General features: G+C 63.2%; 16 protein-coding genes. 11 read left to right on the forward strand and 5 right to left on the reverse strand.

Annotated features, from left to right (window positions below; genetic code table 11):
• The first annotated feature begins 8 nt into the window (after positions 1-8).
• The 3 genes from CWC48_RS20965 to CWC48_RS20975 are packed head-to-tail and all read left to right on the forward strand — an operon-like array spanning position 9 to position 2,974.
• Positions 9-932: an ABC transporter substrate-binding protein gene (locus CWC48_RS20965; RefSeq protein WP_078049365.1), complete on the forward strand. Its 924-nt coding sequence runs from the start codon at positions 9-11 to the stop codon at positions 930-932.
• Between the two features lie 12 nt (positions 933-944).
• Positions 945-2,528 (forward strand): FAD-dependent oxidoreductase, encoded by a 1,584-nt coding sequence (locus CWC48_RS20970; protein ID WP_099493002.1) that lies wholly within the window; start codon positions 945-947, stop codon positions 2,526-2,528.
• An 11-nt stretch (positions 2,529-2,539) separates the two neighbouring features.
• Entirely contained in the window at positions 2,540-2,974 is a 435-nt protein-coding gene (locus tag CWC48_RS20975; RefSeq protein ID WP_100490217.1) for a RidA family protein, read from the forward strand.
• Positions 2,975-2,977: 3 nt separating this feature from the next.
• On the opposite strand, the gene CWC48_RS20980 is transcribed toward CWC48_RS20975, so the two are convergent.
• Positions 2,978-3,355, reverse strand: coding sequence for a cytochrome c (locus tag CWC48_RS20980; RefSeq protein WP_100490218.1), 378 nt, complete (start codon positions 3,353-3,355; stop codon positions 2,978-2,980).
• 287 nt (positions 3,356-3,642) lie between these two features.
• Between CWC48_RS20980 and CWC48_RS20985 the strand changes: the two genes are divergently transcribed.
• Positions 3,643-5,016, forward strand: a complete 1,374-nt coding sequence (locus CWC48_RS20985; protein WP_100490219.1) for an LLM class flavin-dependent oxidoreductase — start codon at positions 3,643-3,645, stop codon at positions 5,014-5,016.
• Here CWC48_RS20985 and CWC48_RS20990 read toward each other — a convergent pair.
• Together CWC48_RS20990 and CWC48_RS20995 are read right to left on the reverse strand one after the other, a co-directional pair.
• On the reverse strand, positions 4,985-5,809 hold the full coding sequence (locus tag CWC48_RS20990; protein WP_099492999.1) for a 5'-nucleotidase, lipoprotein e(P4) family: 825 nt from the start codon (positions 5,807-5,809) through the stop codon (positions 4,985-4,987). The genes CWC48_RS20985 and CWC48_RS20990 overlap by 32 nt on opposite strands.
• A gap of 46 nt (positions 5,810-5,855) precedes the next feature.
• Positions 5,856-7,052 (reverse strand): DUF1835 domain-containing protein, encoded by a 1,197-nt coding sequence (locus CWC48_RS20995; protein ID WP_099492998.1) that lies wholly within the window; start codon positions 7,050-7,052, stop codon positions 5,856-5,858.
• Between the two features lie 173 nt (positions 7,053-7,225).
• Between CWC48_RS20995 and CWC48_RS21000 the strand changes: the two genes are divergently transcribed.
• From CWC48_RS21000 to CWC48_RS21030, 7 genes are all read left to right on the forward strand, one after another.
• Entirely contained in the window at positions 7,226-7,909 is a 684-nt protein-coding gene (locus CWC48_RS21000) for an ATP-binding cassette domain-containing protein (protein ID WP_100490220.1), read from the forward strand.
• Positions 7,906-8,697, forward strand: coding sequence for an iron export ABC transporter permease subunit FetB (gene fetB, locus CWC48_RS21005; protein WP_099492996.1), 792 nt, complete (start codon positions 7,906-7,908; stop codon positions 8,695-8,697). Before CWC48_RS21000 ends, fetB begins: the two co-directional genes overlap by 4 nt.
• Positions 8,698-9,847: 1,150 nt before the next feature.
• Positions 9,848-10,468 carry a glutathione S-transferase family protein gene (locus CWC48_RS21010; RefSeq protein ID WP_100490221.1) on the forward strand — a complete coding sequence of 207 codons (621 nt, stop codon included), beginning with the start codon at positions 9,848-9,850 and terminating at the stop codon, positions 10,466-10,468.
• Positions 10,469-10,486: 18 nt separating this feature from the next.
• Positions 10,487-11,407, forward strand: coding sequence for a LysR family transcriptional regulator (locus tag CWC48_RS21015; RefSeq protein WP_100490222.1), 921 nt, complete (start codon positions 10,487-10,489; stop codon positions 11,405-11,407).
• A complete protein-coding gene (locus tag CWC48_RS21020; RefSeq protein WP_100490223.1) occupies positions 11,407-12,291 on the forward strand; it encodes a LysR substrate-binding domain-containing protein in 885 nt (294 codons plus the stop codon). The genes CWC48_RS21015 and CWC48_RS21020 overlap by 1 nt, the downstream gene beginning before the upstream one ends.
• A 79-nt stretch (positions 12,292-12,370) precedes the next feature.
• Positions 12,371-13,303: a pyridoxamine 5'-phosphate oxidase family protein gene (locus tag CWC48_RS21025; RefSeq protein ID WP_100490224.1), complete on the forward strand. Its 933-nt coding sequence runs from the start codon at positions 12,371-12,373 to the stop codon at positions 13,301-13,303.
• A gap of 540 nt (positions 13,304-13,843) precedes the next feature.
• Positions 13,844-14,248, forward strand: a complete 405-nt coding sequence (locus CWC48_RS21030) for a RidA family protein (protein ID WP_100490225.1) — start codon at positions 13,844-13,846, stop codon at positions 14,246-14,248.
• Here the strand turns inward: CWC48_RS21030 and CWC48_RS21035 are convergent.
• Both CWC48_RS21035 and CWC48_RS21040 read right to left on the reverse strand, forming a co-directional pair.
• On the reverse strand, positions 14,181-15,659 hold the full coding sequence (locus CWC48_RS21035) for an efflux transporter outer membrane subunit (protein WP_157806833.1): 1,479 nt from the start codon (positions 15,657-15,659) through the stop codon (positions 14,181-14,183). The two genes, CWC48_RS21030 and CWC48_RS21035, sit on opposite strands and share 68 nt — an antisense overlap.
• On the reverse strand, positions 15,659-16,453 hold the full coding sequence (locus CWC48_RS21040) for a helix-turn-helix transcriptional regulator (RefSeq protein WP_099493009.1): 795 nt from the start codon (positions 16,451-16,453) through the stop codon (positions 15,659-15,661). Before CWC48_RS21040 ends, CWC48_RS21035 begins: the two co-directional genes overlap by 1 nt.
• Between the last annotated feature and the right edge of the window lie 39 nt (positions 16,454-16,492).

Consider the following 16,492-nt stretch of genomic DNA (forward strand, 5'->3'; position numbering starts at 1 on the left):
GACTGCCCATGTTTATCGCGACTACCCGCGCGGCCTTGCTGGCGCTTGCCGTCAGCACCGCGCAAACCGCGTTTGCCGTGCAACAGGTCGACCTCAGCCCCGACCGCGTGCGCATCCATGTACCGCGCAACGAGGCGGCCATCGCGCAGATCCCGCCAGGCTTCAAGTTCGCCCAGCCGGGGAAATTCACCGTGGCCGTGTCCGGCGTGGCCGGGCCACCCCTGGCGCTGCTGGCCAACGACGACAAGACCACCATCGGCAGCGAGGCCGACACGGCGCAGCTTGTTGCTGATAGTTTGGGCTTGCAACTCAACGTGGTGCAGACCAGTTGGGAGGACTGGCCCCTGGGCGTCAGTTCGGGCAAGTACGACGCGGTGATCAGCAACGTCACCGTGACCGAGGCGCGCAAGAAGCGCTTTGACTTCGCCACCTATCGCCAGGATGTGCTCGGCTTCTACGTGAAGAGCACCAGCAAGATCAGCGCGATCAAGGAGGCGGCGGACATCGCCGGGCTGAAGATCATCGTCGGCTCCGGCACCAACCAGGAAAAAGTCCTGCTGGCCTGGAATGACGCCAACGAAAAAGCCGGCCTCAAGCCCGCGCTGTTGCAGTACTTCGACGACCAGGCGGCCGCCCAGTTGGCCGTGCAATCCGGGCGCAGCGACGCCCTGTTCGGGCCCAACTCGGTGTACGCCTATTCGGCGGCAATCACCGGTGGTATCAAGCGTGTCGGCACGGTGAATGGGGGCTGGCCTTTAAAAGCCGACATCGCGGTGACCACGCGCAAGGACAATGGCCTGGTCAAGCCGATCCACACCGCCCTGGAAGGCGCGATTGCCGGCGGCCAGTACGAACAGGTGCTGCAACGCTGGGGCCTGGATATCGAGCGCGTCGACCAGTCGTTGATCAACCCACCGGGCCTACCGGATTAAGGAGCATCGAACATGGGACTGACACGACGTGAAGCGCTGTCGAGCATCGCTGCGGTGGGCGGCGAGCAGGCAGTCAAGGATGCGCTGGCGGCATTGGGCCTGGGGCCGTCGTCACACCGGCGCCCGCAACCGCTGAAACTCAAGAGCGGCCTGGGGCAGGGCACTCGCGTGCTGGTCCTGGGGGCCGGGATCGCGGGGTTGGTCACTGCGCTGGAGCTGACCCGCGCCGGGTTCGACGTGCAAGTGCTGGAAGCCCGTGAACGGGCGGGCGGCCGTACCTGGACAATCCGCAACGGCGACCGGGTGGACTACAAGGACGGCCGCACGCAAACCGCCGCGTTCGACCCCGGGCATTACTTCAATGCCGGGCCGGCGCGGATTCCCAGCCAGCATCGCACCATTCTCGACTATTGCAGCGAGTTGGGCGTGCCACTGGAGGTGCTGGTCAACAGCAGCCATGGCGCCCAGGTGCGGCCGGATGTGAGCAAGCCGGCGTTCACCGTCGGCCAGGCGATCAACGATGCGCGCGGACACCTCTCCGGCTTGCTGGCCAAAGCCGTGCAGCGCGATGCCCTCGATGATGTGTTGAGCGCTGAAGAACGCACACGGCTGCTGGCGTTCCTGCAGGTGTATGGCGATTTGTCCCAAGCATTGGCCTTCGAGGGCACGCTGCGTTCGGGGCACCTGGAGTCGCCTGCCCATCCCGGCGCATTGCCCGCCAGCCGCCGTCCGTTGGCGCTGGACCAATTGCTGCACCCGGAACTGTGGGGCGCGCTGCTGCACACCGAATTCCCCGAGTTCTCCGCGACCATGTTCCAGCCGGTCGGCGGCATGGACCGCATCACCGATGCTTTCTACCAGCGCGTCAGGCGCCATGTGCAACTGGGTGCCCTGGTGCGGCAGATCCGCCAGTTGGAAGACGGCGTGGCGGTGACCTATCACGACACACTCAGCGGCCGCGAGCAGGTGGTACGTGCCGATTATCTGATCTCGACATTGCCGCTACCGCTGCTGGCCCAACTCGACACCGATTTCAGCGACCCGATCAAGGTCGCCCTGCTCAGCACCCGCAGCGACCAGGCCACCAAAGTCGCGTGGCAGTCGCCGCGGTTCTGGGAAACCGACTACCGCACCTACGGCGGCCTGTCGTGGATCGAGCACCCGGCGCGCCTGCTGTGGTACCCGAGCAACGACCTCAACACCCGCGAAGGCTTGCTGGTGGCGGGTTACGTGACGGGGGAGGGCGCTGACGTCTTTGGCGCGCAACCGTTCGACAAGCAGTACGCCACCTCCAAGGAGGCGGTTGAGCTGTTGCATCCGGGCTATTCCAAACACCTGCGCAACCCGCTGGCGGTGTCCTGGGAACAGATCCCCTACAGCGAAGGCCCGTGGCTGCAACGTGAACACTTCCCGGCCGACGCCAGCGCCTTGCTCGAAGCCGGGCATGGCCGGGTGTACTTCGCCGGCGACGGCCTGGTGCAAAGCGGCGTGGGCATCTGGCAGGAATCGGCGGCCAACTCGGCGCGCCATGTGGTCGGGCAACTGGCCGAACGGGTAACCCAACAACGACACAGCGCGGCACTGGCCGCCTCCTAAGGAGCGTCATCATGAGCGACAGCATTCAACGCACCAGCGTCGGCGATTTCCCGATTTCGCAGACCGTGACAGTGCCGGCGTCTGCCAGCCTGATCTTCGTCAGCGGCACCTTGCCCGACCTGCACGATGCCAATGCCCCGGCGGGGACGCCGGCGGCCTATGGCAATACGGAAATCCAGACGGTGTCGGTGTTCAACAAGATCCGCAAGATCCTGCGCCAGCAGGACCTGGACCTTGGGGATATCGTGCAGTTGCGCGTATTCCTGGTGGGCGCCGAAGAGACCGCTGGAAAGCTGGATTTCGCCGGCTTGCAGGCGGGCTACACGCAGTTTTTTGGCACGCCGGAGCAGCCGAACAAACCGGCACGTACCGCGCTGCAGGTGGTGGCGTTGCCATTGCCCGGCGCGTTGGTTGAAGTGGAGGCGATCGCTGCAAGAGCAGTGTGAGGCTCATCGGCTCTTTGCAATCACACCGCTCATGTATTGGTTCAAATCGCGGAAGTCGTTAACCCTCCAAGCGAACGGCGCCAGCTTCACGCCGTTCTCTCGCAAGGTCCTCGGGATCAAGTCGCCATTGGGGCGAAGGATGATCGACGAAACAATAACGCCTGGATAATCACTCAGGCGTTTTTTGAACGCAGCGGTGGTCAGGTCGGGGGTGGGGGGATTGCTCTTGTTGGCCAAGGGGCCTGTGCCTTTGATATCGGCGCCGTGGCACATCGCACACCGTTGGTTAAAGAGGGTTTTCCCGTTGAGGTTATCCGCAAAGGACAGTAAGGGCTGGGCCAGCGATAACAGGCCGAGCCCAGCGATAAGTACCCGTTTCATATCCATATGACCTTGTGGCTTGAATCAGATTGGGATCGAGGGAAGAACCTGATGTCAGCGCGTTGAGTTTGAAAGGCCGCCATTCTCCTTTTTTTGCCGTGACCGTGTCCAAGGCTGCTTCGACGGCCTATGCGCGGTTATGTCAGTTGCGGATGTTTTTCCTTTAATTAAATCAGTATTTTTAATAATTAGCATAGATCTACAAAGCCTTTCACAAGCCCCGCTCGCGGGCATTAAGGTCGATCTCCACAGGCCAGCACCGCTGCCATCCACGGAGGAATACCTTGATGCCCGCCTCATCCCGACAACTCAAGTTCGGCGCCATTCTCACCGGTGTCGGCACTGCACAAAACGAATGGCTGCACCCGCAGATCCCCGGCGATGCGAGTGTGGATATCGACTGGTACCGCGCCCAGGCCCGGCAGGCGGAAGCGGCCAAGTTCGACCTGGTGTTCATCGTCGACAGTCCCTACATCACACCGGACTCCGCGCCCCACTTCCTTAACCGCCTGGAGCCGTTGACGCTGCTCTCGGCCATCGCCGGTGCCACCTCGAAAATCGGCCTGGTGGCAACGTTGACCACGTCCTACACCGAACCCTTCAACGTCGCGCGGCAGTTTGCGTCCCTGGACCACATCAGCGGCGGCCGCGCCGGGTGGAACGTGGTGACCACCGGCCTGGAAGGCGCTGCCGGCAACTTTGGCCGTGAACAGCACATCGACCACACCGAGCGCTATCGCCGGGCGGCCGAGCACCTGGAAGTGGTGCAGGGGCTGTGGGATTCCTATGAGGACGATGCCTTTGTGCGCGACAAGCAAAACAAGGTGTTCCTCGACCCGCAGCGCCAACACCGTCTCGACCATCACGGCGAGTTTTTCTCGGTCACCGGGCCGCTGAATATTTCACGTTCGGCCCAGGGCCAACCGGTGATTTTCCAGGCGGGGATTTCCGCATCCGGGCGCAACCTGGCGGCCAACTATGCCGAGGGGATTTTTGCCGGCGTGGGTAATTTCGAAGACGCCCAGGCGTACTACCGCGACATCAAGCAACGCACGGCCGCCGCCGGGCGCAACCCCGATCACGTGACCATCCTGCCCGGTATCTCGCCGATCATTGCCGACACCGACGAGCAGGCCCTGGCCATCGACCGCGAGCGCAATGGCGAGCTGGACCTGGACAAGGCGCTGGTGCAATTGGGGCGGCCGTTCAACTACCACGACTTCAGCCAGTACGCGCTGGATGAGCCATTTCCTGAGTTGGGCGACCTGGGTAGCAATGGCTATCGCGGGCATGCGGAGAACATCAAGCACGTCGCCCGTGAGCAGGGGTTGACCTTGCGTCAGGCGGCGTTGCGCTTTGCCAAGCCGTTTTCCAGCTTTGTCGGCTCGCCCAAGACCGTGGCGGATGAGATTGAGCGCTGGTTTGTGGAGGGCGCGGTGGATGGGTTCAACATCCATGTGGGCGCGCCGGAGGATTTTGCGCGGTTTACTGACCAGGTGTTGCCGCTATTGCGGGCGCGGGGCTTGTTTCGCAGTGAGTACAGCCACAGTACGTTGCGCGGGCACCTGGGGCTGCCGGTGCCGGTGAATCGGTATACGGCGGCATCCCAGGCCCGTTCAGCCGCGCGGGCTACTCTTGCAACTGCAACGCCTGCTGCTTGAGCTGGCGCTTTTGCTCAAACGGCAACGTCTCATCATCCCCATACGGCGCGCTGTACCAGTTTCCGTACGTCGGGTTGGGCAGCAAGAACCAGCGCTGCCCGAGCCAATTCATATAAGGCTGCACCGCCTTGCGTTGATCCGCGAGGGTGTTGTGTTCGGCCTGCACGAAGTCCCCCAGGGAGTCCCCGGCCATCAGCAATACACGGGCATGGCTGGCGACCCATTGGCGGCGGCAGTTCTTGCCGTAGCCGGCACTTTCGCAGTGGCCGGTGGGGGTACTGGCGGCGAGCACTTGTTCTGCGCTTTCAACCGGGAAGCCCCGCAGGCGCAAGTTCTTCACGGTGGCCGCGACCTGGTTGTGTTCGCGGTTGGTGAGGTAGTAAACCTTGATACCTTTTTGCTGCGCCGCTTGCAGGAAGGCAACCGCACCGGGCAAAGCCTCGGCCCTGGCCTGGTCGACCCAGGTGTTCCAGCGATCGTAGGAATAAACCTGGTTGTTGACCACATCGCGGGCGTTGAGCGGCACGTTGTCCAGCAGGGTTTCGTCGATATCGACCACGACCGCCGGCGGCAACCCTTTGAGGTCGCGCGGGGGGAAGGGCAGGGCGTCCCAGGTCGGATCAGCCAACGCCACGTCGAGTTGACGGGTGGCATTGGCGAAGAGCTGACGGTAGATCAACTCATGCTCGATGGAGGTTTGGGTCCAGAGCACGGCGTCGAGTTGGTCGTTGGCCGGCGGCGTATGTTGGCAGCCCGCCAGCAGAAGCAGGCTGGCGAAGATCAGGTTGCGCATGGGCAGTCTCGCAAGTGAGGGTTGAATGGGCAGCACGTTAGCTTAATCACGGTCGCCATAAAGGCATGATGTTTTCATCAATCGCCCAATGGGGTTGGCGAGGTCGCAGGCAAACCCCACCCACCCATCGCACATGGCCGGCGTGATCCAGCCAGTTGGCGTGACCCTTCAGCACGGTTTGCCCCAGCGCAGTCAAGGCCAGCACCTGGCGCGGCCATTCCAGGTGCGTCTCGGTGGCCGTCAGTAAAGGGGTGTCGCCATCGAGTAGCGGCCGCAACAGCGCATGAAACATCATGTCTCCCAGGAACGGCAGCGGTTCGCGCTTGCCCATTAACTCAGCAAACACCCGGCCAAACGGCACCGGTCCGGCTTCGGCGATGTAGCTCAGTGACAGGCGCTCGGTGAGCGACAAGCCATCGCGCACGCCCGGTAATTCCTGCAATTGGCGCAACAGCGCAGGTGCCAGCAAGGGCAATGCCGAATGGGTGCCGTGGGCCAGTTCCGCCAGGCGTTCGGGAGAGGGGGAGCAGTACGCCGCCCAGGCGCGTTTGGCCAAATGCACCGCGTCGTCACCGAGCCGTCGTCGCTGCGGCCAGAGCCAGGCCAGTACATCGGGGGCCAATTGGCCGATCCCGATAAAGCGCTCGACACCGGGCACGCGGTCCACCTCGATCAGCTCCAGTTTGCGCGGCGCCTGCTCAAGACTGGCGAGTGCACGAATCAGGAACAGTTGGTCGTAGGCATCCGCTTCGCACCACAGCACGCTATGATCGGCGTTGGCCAAGGCGTCGAGCTGGTCATATTCATCAGCGACGCGGCGCGCTGCTTGGGTTTTGTCCAGGGCGAAAGCCTGGCTGATAAACGTACTGCGCATGGCGCGGAATGCTTCGCTGGGCACATCACGAACCGGCCCCATGCACAGTGGGTCGGTGAGCATTTTGAAGTCGCCCTTGAACCCGGCGATCTGCAGGCTGTGGGCAATGTCATTGCCGCAACGCCAATGGGTGGTGCGGGGTTCGTCGCTGGCGGCGAAGTCGGGGTGGTGGGCGGCGAAGTCGATGGCATCGACATGGGCCTTGAGCCTCGGCCAACTGCGGAACCCCAACTGCTTGGCGATCGCCCATTGCGCCTGGGACAGGGTCGCATTCGGGTCTTGGCTTTTCAGGTGTGGCAGCAATTCCTTGGCGCGCTTGCGCTGCTGCGTGAGGTTGAGGCGGCCATCGGTGTTGACGTGTCGGGACATACGATCTCCTTGCACAAACCTTTTCCGCTTTAAGGTTGGGAGTCGTAGAGAATGAGGGTGTTGCAGTGTCTTGGGCGCAGCCCTTTCCGCGGAAGGTGGCGTAGAGAGCGCCAGGCAAGGAATATAGGCAGTGAAGTTTTTGATTGCAAGCCGTTCAAGCGAGTAATGAGTTCATGACCGACACCGCATTAATCGAAGCCCGCGCCCTCACGCGCATGGACGAGCGCCGCCAGGTGCCCTTGCTCCAGCCCACCGATTTCACTTTGCAACCAGGCGACCGCGTGTCGATCACCGGTGCGTCCGGCTCCGGCAAAAGTGTGTTCCTGCGTGCACTGGCGCTGCTGGATGCACCCACGTCCGGGCAGATCCTGTGGAATAACCAGCCGATCGGCAACGCACAGATACCTCACTACCGCTGCCACATCAGCTACCTGTCGCAACGCCCGGCGCTGCTCGAAGGCTCGGTGGAAGACAACCTGCGCTTTCCCTTCAGCCTCAAGACCTCACGCAAGCGCCGCTTCGACCTGGCGACCGTCACCACACTGCTGGGGCATGCCGGCAAGGCACCGGACTTTCTGGCCAAGCGCGCCGCCGACCTGTCGGGCGGCGAATCCCAGGTGGTCTCGTTGATCCGCACCCTGCAACTCAACCCCGAAGTGCTGCTGCTGGACGAGCCCACCGCCGCCCTCGACCCCACCTCATCCCGCGAAGTGGAAGCGCTGATCGACGCCTGGTTTGCCGGGGATCCGTCCCGCGCCTGTATCTGGGTCTCCCATGACCTGGACCAGGCGCGACGCATGAGTGACATCCATTTGCAGATGAGTGCCGGTGTGTTGAGCGGAGTGCCCCAGCCATGAATTATCAGAACCTCACCGCGCTCGACATGGGCATCGCCGCGTCGCTGATCCTTATCAATGGTGCACTCTCGCTGCTGCTGCGCCTGGGTTTGGGCCGCCAGTTGCTGTGGGCGGCGGTGCGCACCGTGGTGCAACTGTTGGCCATCGGTTACCTGCTGGGCTGGGTGTTCGAGTTCGCCTACTGGTACGTGGTGCTGCCGCTGATGTGTGCGATGACCCTGATCGCCGGCCTGTCGGCAGCAGGGCGTGGGCGACGGACTTATCGCGGGCAGCGCGCTGACAGCATCCTGTCGGTGTGGGGCAGTTCATGGCTGGTCACGGCCGTGGGTTTGTTTGCGGTGATCCGAATCCACCCGTGGTACGAGCCGCAGTACGCGATTCCGATCCTGGGGATGATCCTCGGCAACACCCTGACCGGCGTGTCCCTGGGGATCGAGCGCATGACCCAGGAACTGACCTCGGGGCGCAACACCATCGAGATGATCCTGGCCCTCGGCGGCTCCCGTTGGGAAGCGGCGCAGGAAGCCATCCGCCAGGCGGTGCGCGCGGGCATGATCCCGACGCTGAACCAAATGACTGTGGTGGGCATCGTCAGCCTGCCCGGCATGATGACCGGGCAAGTGCTGGCGGGGGAAAGCCCGGAGGATGCGGTGCGGTATCAGATCGTGATCATGTTTCTGATTGCCGCGTCGTCGGCGCTGGGCACGGTAGGGGCGGTGTTGCTGACCTATCGGCGGTTGTTTTCCAGTAGCCATCGATTCCTGCGGGATCGCCTCGTAGAGCGTTGAGGCGCCACGACGGGGGTCAACTGTGGGAGCTGTCGAGCCCCGGCGAGGCTGCGAAGGCGGCGGCATTGCTGGCATTTTTTTCGCCTGAGATACCGCTATCGCAGGCAAGCCAGCTCCCACAGGGGATCGGCTGTGTGGGCGGGATTTGAGCCGTGACGAAGATTAACTGTGGGAGCTGTCGAGCCCTGGCGAGGCTGCGAAGGCGGCGGGACTGCTGGCATTTTTTTCGCCTGAGATACCGTTATCGCAGGCAAGCCAGCTCCCACAGGGGATCGGCTGTGTGGGCGGGATTTGAGCCGTGACGAGGGTCAACTGTGGGAGCTGTCGAGCCCTGGCGAGGCTGCGAAGGCGGCGGCATTGCTGGCATTTTTTTCGCCTGAGATACCGCTCTCGCAGGCAAGCCAGCTCCCACAGGGATCGGCTGTGTGGGCGGGATTTGAGCCACGACGACGATCAACTGTGGGAGCTGTCGAGCCCTGGCGAGGCTGCGAAGGCGGCGGGACTGCTGGCATTTTTTTCGCCTGAGATACCGTTATCGCAGGCAAGCCAGCTCCCACAGGGGATCGGCTGTGTGGGCGGGATTTGAGCCACGACGAAGATTAACTGTGGGAGCTGTCGAGCCCTGGCGAGGCAGCGAAGGCGGCGGAATTGCAGGCATTTTTTTCGCCTGAGATACCGCTATCGCAGGCAAGCCAGCTCCCACAGGTGATCGGCTGTGTGGGCGGGATTTGAGCCACGACGAAGATCAACTGTGGGAGCTGTCGAGCCCTGGCGAGGCTGCGAAGGCGGCGGCATTGCTGGCATTTTTTTCGCCTGAGATACCGTTATCGCAGGCAAGCCAGCTCCCAGAGGGGATCGGCTGTGGGGGCGGGATTTGAGTCACGACGAAGAGTAACTGTGGGAGCTGTCGAGCCCTGGCGAGGCTGCGAAGGCGGCGGGACTGCTGGCATTTTTTTTCGCCTGAGATACCGCTCTCGCAGGCAAGCCAGCTCGCACAGGGAACAAGCTCAGATGGCCAGATTTTTGATTGTGTCCCAGTGAGTGATTGTTTCGCCGGATGAAATGCTGGATTGTAAATCCTGGTGATTCCAACGGTCGCGGCAGCGGTGGAACATGCGGGGGGTCGATAACCCCTTTTTTGGAGCCTTTCATGATCAAACTCTACGGTTTCCCGTTGTCCGGCCACTCCCATCGGGTCGAGCTGATGCTGTCTTTTTTGGGCCTGCCCACGGACTATGTGTTGGTGGACCTCAAGCAAGCCGCCCACAAAGCGCCCGAGTTCATTGCTGCCATCAACCCTTTCGGCCAGGTGCCAGCCATCGATGATAACGGTGTGGTACTGGCGGACTCCAATGCGATCCTGGTCTACCTGGCGAACACCTACGGCAAAGGCCAGTGGCTGCCGAGCGACCCGGTGGGCCAGGCCCGTGTGCAGCGTTGGCTCTCGGCCGCCGCCGGGCAACTCCATGCAGGGCCCGCGACCGCACGCCTTGCCCTGGTGTTTGGTGCCCAGGTGGACACCGCCGCCGCAATCAGCCGGTCCCACGCGTTGCTGAAATTGATGGAAACGCAGCTGGGCCAAAGCCGCTTCCTGGCCAGTGAGCAGCCGACCATCGCCGACGTGGCCTTCTACACCTACATCGCCCATGCGCCAGAAGGCAATGTGTCGCTGGCCGACTACCCTCAGGTGCGCGCCTGGCTCGCCAGCATCGAGGCGTTGCCGGGGTTCGTGGGCATGCCGCGCACGGCGGTGGGCTTGCAGTCGCAATAACTTTCTAGAGGCGTGCCGATGGACCGATTTCATGAAATGCAGGTGTTCCTGGCGGTGGCCGAGGAGGAGGGCTTCGCCGCCGCCGCGCGTCGCCTGAAAACCTCGCCACCCAGTGTGACGCGGGCCATCGCCGCCATGGAGGAACGTATCGGCACCCAGCTGCTGGCGCGCACCACCCGCAGCCTGCACTTGACCGAAGCCGGCCAGCGCTACCTGGAAGATTGTCGGCGCATCCTGGCCGAGCTTGATGAAGCCGAGGAAGCGGCGGCGGGCAGTTATTCCATCCCCTGCGGCCACTTGACGGTTACGGCACCGGTGCTGTTCGGCGAGTTGTATGTGGCGCCGGTACTGGGGGAATACCTGGACCGGTTCCCGTTGGTGAACATCAACGCCCTGCTCGTCGACCGCGTGGTCAACATGACCGACGAGGGGGTGGATGTGGCGGTGCGAATCGGCCATCTGCACGAGCCGGGGCAGCAGGCGATCAAGGTCGGCGAAGTGCGCCGGGTGGTGTGTGCGTCGCCAGCCTATCTCGACCAACATGGCCGGCCTGGGCATCCGTCGCAATTGCGCGAGGCCAAGATTGCCACGTCGTCGTCCAGCCAGTTGGTGAGTGGCTGGGAGTTCGTCGACGGCGGCCAAACGTTGACCGTGTCCATCGAGCCGCGCCTGGTCGTCACGGCAAACAACGCCGCCATCAACCTGGCGCGCTTGGGCTGGGGCATGACGCGGGTGTTGTCCTATCAGGTCGCCACAGCGGTGGCGGCGGGGGAGCTGGAGATTGTCCTTGAAGACTATGAGGCGCCGCCGCTGCCGATCCAGGTGGTGTTCCAGAAAAGCGGCCGGGTGCCGGCCAAGGTCAACACCTTTGTCGACTTCCTTACCCATCGCCTGGGCCAGGACGCTGCCCTGAACCCGGCGATGAAACGGCGCAGCTGATGGAACGCTATCGCGACATGCAGTTGTTCGCCGCGCTGGCCGGGCAGCCGAGCCTGGCGTCGGCGGCGCGTGACGCACAGGTCTCCGGCCCGACCCTGGTGCGCGCGATCGCCCGCCTGGAGGCGCGTTTGCGCGTGCCGTTGCTGGCGCGCAGCACGCGTGGCGTGAGCCTTACCGACGCCGGCAGCGCCTACCTGGCGGACTGCGTGCGCCTGCTCGCTGCGGTCGACACCGCCGAAGCCTCGGCCAAGGGGCTGCATGTGCAGGCCCAGGGCAATCTGCGGGTGTTTTTACCGTTCCTGTTCAGCCGTTATGTGATGGCGCCGGTCCTGGCCGACTACTTGGACCGCTATCCCGAGGTGAACCTGGTCGTCAGCTACCACGACTATTACCCGAACCTGCACGAAGAAGGGCTCGACGTCGCCATCCTCGTCGGTGAACTGCCCGACTCGTCATTGATCGCTCGGCCGCTGGGGCAGGTGCGGCATATTCTCTGCGCCAGCCCCGACTATCTCGCAGCTCACGGCGAGCCCCAACACCCGAACGATCTCAAGCAGCACCGGCTGATCGCCAGCGCCGATCAGGTGCATTGGGATTTCCAGGGCTATCAACTCAAGGCCCGCGCCCGCCTGGGCTGCGCCACGGTACAGGGTGCGATCAATGCGGCGGTGCAGGGCGCGGGGTTGATTCGCTGCTTGAGTTATCCGGTGCACGAACACCTGCTGAGCGGGCAACTGCATCGCGTATTGCCCGATTTTGAGCTGCCGCCACTGCCAGTGCAGGTGGTGTACCGCGAAGGTCGCAACGCACCGATGCGCGTGCGCAGCTTTGTCGACCACTGCGTAATGGTGCTGCGCGAGCACCCGGCATTTCAGCTGGCGTAATAGTGGATTGCCTGGCGTGGTGATTCTCACGCCGACTGGCAGGGCGCAGCATCGACACATCCAACCTGAGGTGCTTGCCATGAACCTGATCGAACATTCTCCCTGGCATGCCGGCGAACGGCACATACAAGAGGCGGTGGGCGTGGCCGACCGCATGGCCGTGGTCGGGCCGAAGGTAATACGCGATCACCTGCCGGAACAGCACCGGGATTTCTACCCCTTGTTGCCTTACCTGATACTGGGTGCGGTGGACGAGCGTGGCATCCCTTGGGCGACTATGATCGAAGGCGCCCCCGGTTTCGCCCACTCGCCGGACCCACAGACCCTGCAGATCGACAGCCTGCCGTCCGCGACCGACCCGGCCCGCAACGCCCTGCAAGAGGGGGCAGCTGTCGGCCTGTTGGGCATCGACCTCAACACCCGGCGTCGCAATCGCATGAACGGCCGTGTGGGTGCACTCGATCACGATGGCTTTTCGGTCGACGTGGTACACACCTTCGGCAATTGCCCCAAGTACATCCAACTGCGCCCGGTCGATGGCATTGCCCGTAAACCCGGCACGGCGGTCGAGCGCTCCAACGACCTGGACGCTGCCGCCCAGACCCTGATTCGCAACGCCGACACGCTGTTCGTCGCCAGCTACGTCGAGGTGGACGCTCAACGCTCGGTGGACGTTTCTCATAGAGGTGGCAACACGGGTTTTGTGCGGGTCGAGGGCAACGTACTGACCATCCCCGACTTTGCCGGTAACCTGTTTTTTGCCACCCTGGGCAACCTGCAAGCCAACCCGGTGGCCGGGCTGTTGTTCATCGACTTTGAATCGGGGGATGTGCTGCAAGTGGCCGGGCGTACCACGTTGATCCTCGACGGCCCGGAAGTGGCGCTGTTCGAGGGGGCGCAACGGCTGTGGACGGTGACGGTGGAACAGGTGGTGCGCCGCCCGGCGGCGTTGGCGTTGCGGTGGCAGTTCGCGGAGTTTTCGCCGTTTAGTCTGGCGATGGGGAGTTGGTAGGCGACGACGCCCAAGTGTGGGAGCTGGCTTGCCTGCGATAGCATAGTGTCAGGTGGCGTTGCTGTGACTGATACACCGCTATCGCGGGCAAGCCCGGCTCCCACAGGGGATTGCGTTGTCTGATGGAGTTACGTGTTTGATCAGGCCACCGGGCATTCCCGGTTCAGCGCCTCATCGACCAACAACTTCGCTACCACGCGAAGTAAGGAGGCGACTGTACACGGGGTGGTAGACCGTTCATAGAAGCCCGGCAGGCCGAAGACTCCCATGCACAGCCGCCACAAAGCAGCCCGCACAAAAAAACGCCCTTGAGCGTTTTGGGGTCGATGAAAGAACTGGGCTACCACACCCATTCGCTGAATTTGCAGCGACCCGCGAAGGTTAGGGGCGAGGTTCATCGGACGCAACCCGAAAGTTATGTAAGAACAGTCCGGTGATTGCTGAGCATGCATGGGTTGAAATGTTGCCAGATATTGAATCACCGGATTGCCCCCACCCAATGGGTTAGCCTTGTTTTCCTACAGACAACAAGGAAGCGTCATGCAGCGAAAAGTCATCAATCCCGCAACGGTATTCAACTCCCTGCAATACGGCTTCAGCCAGGCGCTTGAAGTCCCGCAAGGCCGGCGCATCCTGCTCTCCGGGCAGGTGGGCGTGGATGCAAACGAGCGCACCGTCGGCCCTGGCATTGCCGAGCAAACCGCCACTGCGTTGGACAATATCGAAAAGGTCCTGGCCGAGGTCGAGGGCGATCTCTCCCATGTGATCATGCTGCGGCTGTATATCGTCGAGTCCGCCCGCGACCAGCAGGAGCCGATCGCGCAGGCGCTGCGCGAGCGCTTCCCGCACAACCCGCCGCCGTCTTCGTGGATTATCGTCAGCGGGTTGTCGTTGCCGCAGTGGTTGATCGAGATCGAGGCGGAGGCGGTGATTCCTCAGGGTTAAACGCGACAACCCCGCCTGCGTCCGCAAGGGCTTCTCCCCAGGCGCCGCCCAGCGCGGTATACAACTTCACCTCGGCCACCAACTGCGCCAGGCGATCGACGATCAGCGCCTGCTGCGAGCTGAACAACGCACGCTGGGCATCCAGGAACGTGAGGTTGCTGTCGACGCCGCTGCGGTAGCGGTGTTCGGCCAGGTTGTAGTACTGCTGGTTGGCCGCGACAAAATCCCGTTGCGCTTGCAGCTGGTCGACAAAGGTCTGCCGTGCCGCCAGGCCGTCGGCGACTTCCTGGAAGGCGGTCTGGATGGATTTTTCGTACTGCGCCACGCTGATGTCTTTTTGCAGCTTGGCGTAGTCGAGGCTCGCGCGCAGGCTGCCGGCATTGAAGATCGGCAGGTTGATCTGCGGCTGGAAGGTCCAACTGCCCGAACCGCCCTTGAACAGCCCCGACAGTTCGGTGCTGGCGCTGCCGGCGTTGGCGGTGAGGCTCACGGACGGGAAAAACGCCGCACGCGCCGCGCCGATGTTGGCGTTGGCGGCGCGCAGTTGGTATTCGGCCTGGAGGATGTCCGGGCGCCGTTGCAGCAAGTCCGAGGGCAGGCCGGCGGGCACGCGTGCCACCAGGTCGTCAGCCAGTGGCCGCGACGGCAAGTGTTCATCCACCGCGCCGCCCACCAGCAGGGCGAGGTTGTTGAGGTCCTGGGCCACTTGGCGTTCATAGCGGGCCACGCTGGCGCGGGTGCTTTCGACGCTCGTACGGGCTTGCACCACATCCAGCGCCGAGGCTTTGCCGGCGGTTTTACTGCGACTGGTAAGGCGCAGGCTATGCTCGTTGGCGTCCAGGGTCTGGTGGGCCAGGGCCAGCAGTTCCTGGTCGGCGCGCCAGGTCAGGTAGGCATTGGCAACGTTCGCCACCAGGCTCAGCTGTGCGCTGCGCCGCGCCTCTTCGGTGCCCAGGTAGGTGAGCATGGCCTGTTCGCTGAGGCTGCGGATGCGGCCGAACAAATCCAGTTCGTAGGCACTGAGCCCCAGGGTCGCCGAGTAGCTGGAGGTAATCGCCGGCTTGCCCGTGCCTGTCACATCCCCTGGCAAACGCCGACGTTGGCCGGCCCCGGTGGCGGACACCGCCGGGAACAGGTCCGCCCGCTGGATACGGTACTGCGCCTGGAACGCCTCGACGTTCAGCGCTGCCACCCGCAGGTCTCGGTTATTGACCAGGGCATCGCCAATCAAGCGTTGCAGCGCCGGGTCACGGAACAGGTGCTGCCAGTCCGACGTACCGGACTGCGCCATTGCGTACACACCTGCCTGGGGATACTGCGTCGGCACGGGGGCCGGGGGTCTTTGATAGTCCGGGATCAGCGAGCAACCGCCGAGCATCCATGCCATCGCGAATGTGCTCAATTTATGCATCAGGCGCCAATCATCCATTTGGCCAAGCCATGCCGACCACTGACGCCTAACTTGGCGGCGGCGCGCTTGAGGTAGGTTTCGATGGAGCTGTTTTTCACGCTGAGCTTTTCGGCCATTTGCGGCACGGTGCCGCCGGTCAGCAGGCCAAGGCACACCTCTTGCTCGCGTGCCGACAGGGTGATGTCGCCCAGGGACAGGCGCTTGTAGAACTCACGCTGCAATTGGGATTGCTCCAGCAAGGTGTGGGCCGGTTCGACCTCGGTGTGCGGTGCCTGGCGCAGGCCCTGGGCGTGGCACTCGATCAGCGGCAGCAGGGTGTCCGACAGGCACTTGAGAAACGACAGCTCGGCCAGTGAAAACCCGCGATGGTTGGGCGGCCGATAAAACGAAATCACGCACCGCCGGTTGCCCTGGCGCGACACCAGGTTGCACTGGTGCGAGGTGCCGCGCGGGTACAGGCTCTTGGCCTTGGCCTTGAGCTGGATCAGCAGCGGGTCCTGCATGCCGAGCATGTCCCGCAGCAGCGGATGGTCTTCCATGGAGTTCAGGGGCAGGGGCGGCGGCAGGTCCTGCTTCTCGCCGGCACTGCCCAACAGCTTGATATCGAGCACGCGGTTGCGCAGCTCGTCGAGGGTCCATTCGCTCAGGTCCACCAGGTGGATCGGCACCCACTTGTCCACCAGGTGCAGCATGTGGGCGGCGAAGTCCGATTGGCCACTGCTGGCAATCAACTCGCCCATTTCGGCATAGAAATTCGGGCTTTGCGGGTCGGCATTATTGCGGGTCAAACTCATAGCCATCTCATCCTTGATGTCGAACACCGTCAACAGTCT

Source organism: Pseudomonas sp. S10E 269 (assembly GCF_002798465.1).
Taxonomy (GTDB): domain Bacteria; phylum Pseudomonadota; class Gammaproteobacteria; order Pseudomonadales; family Pseudomonadaceae; genus Aquipseudomonas; species Aquipseudomonas pergaminensis.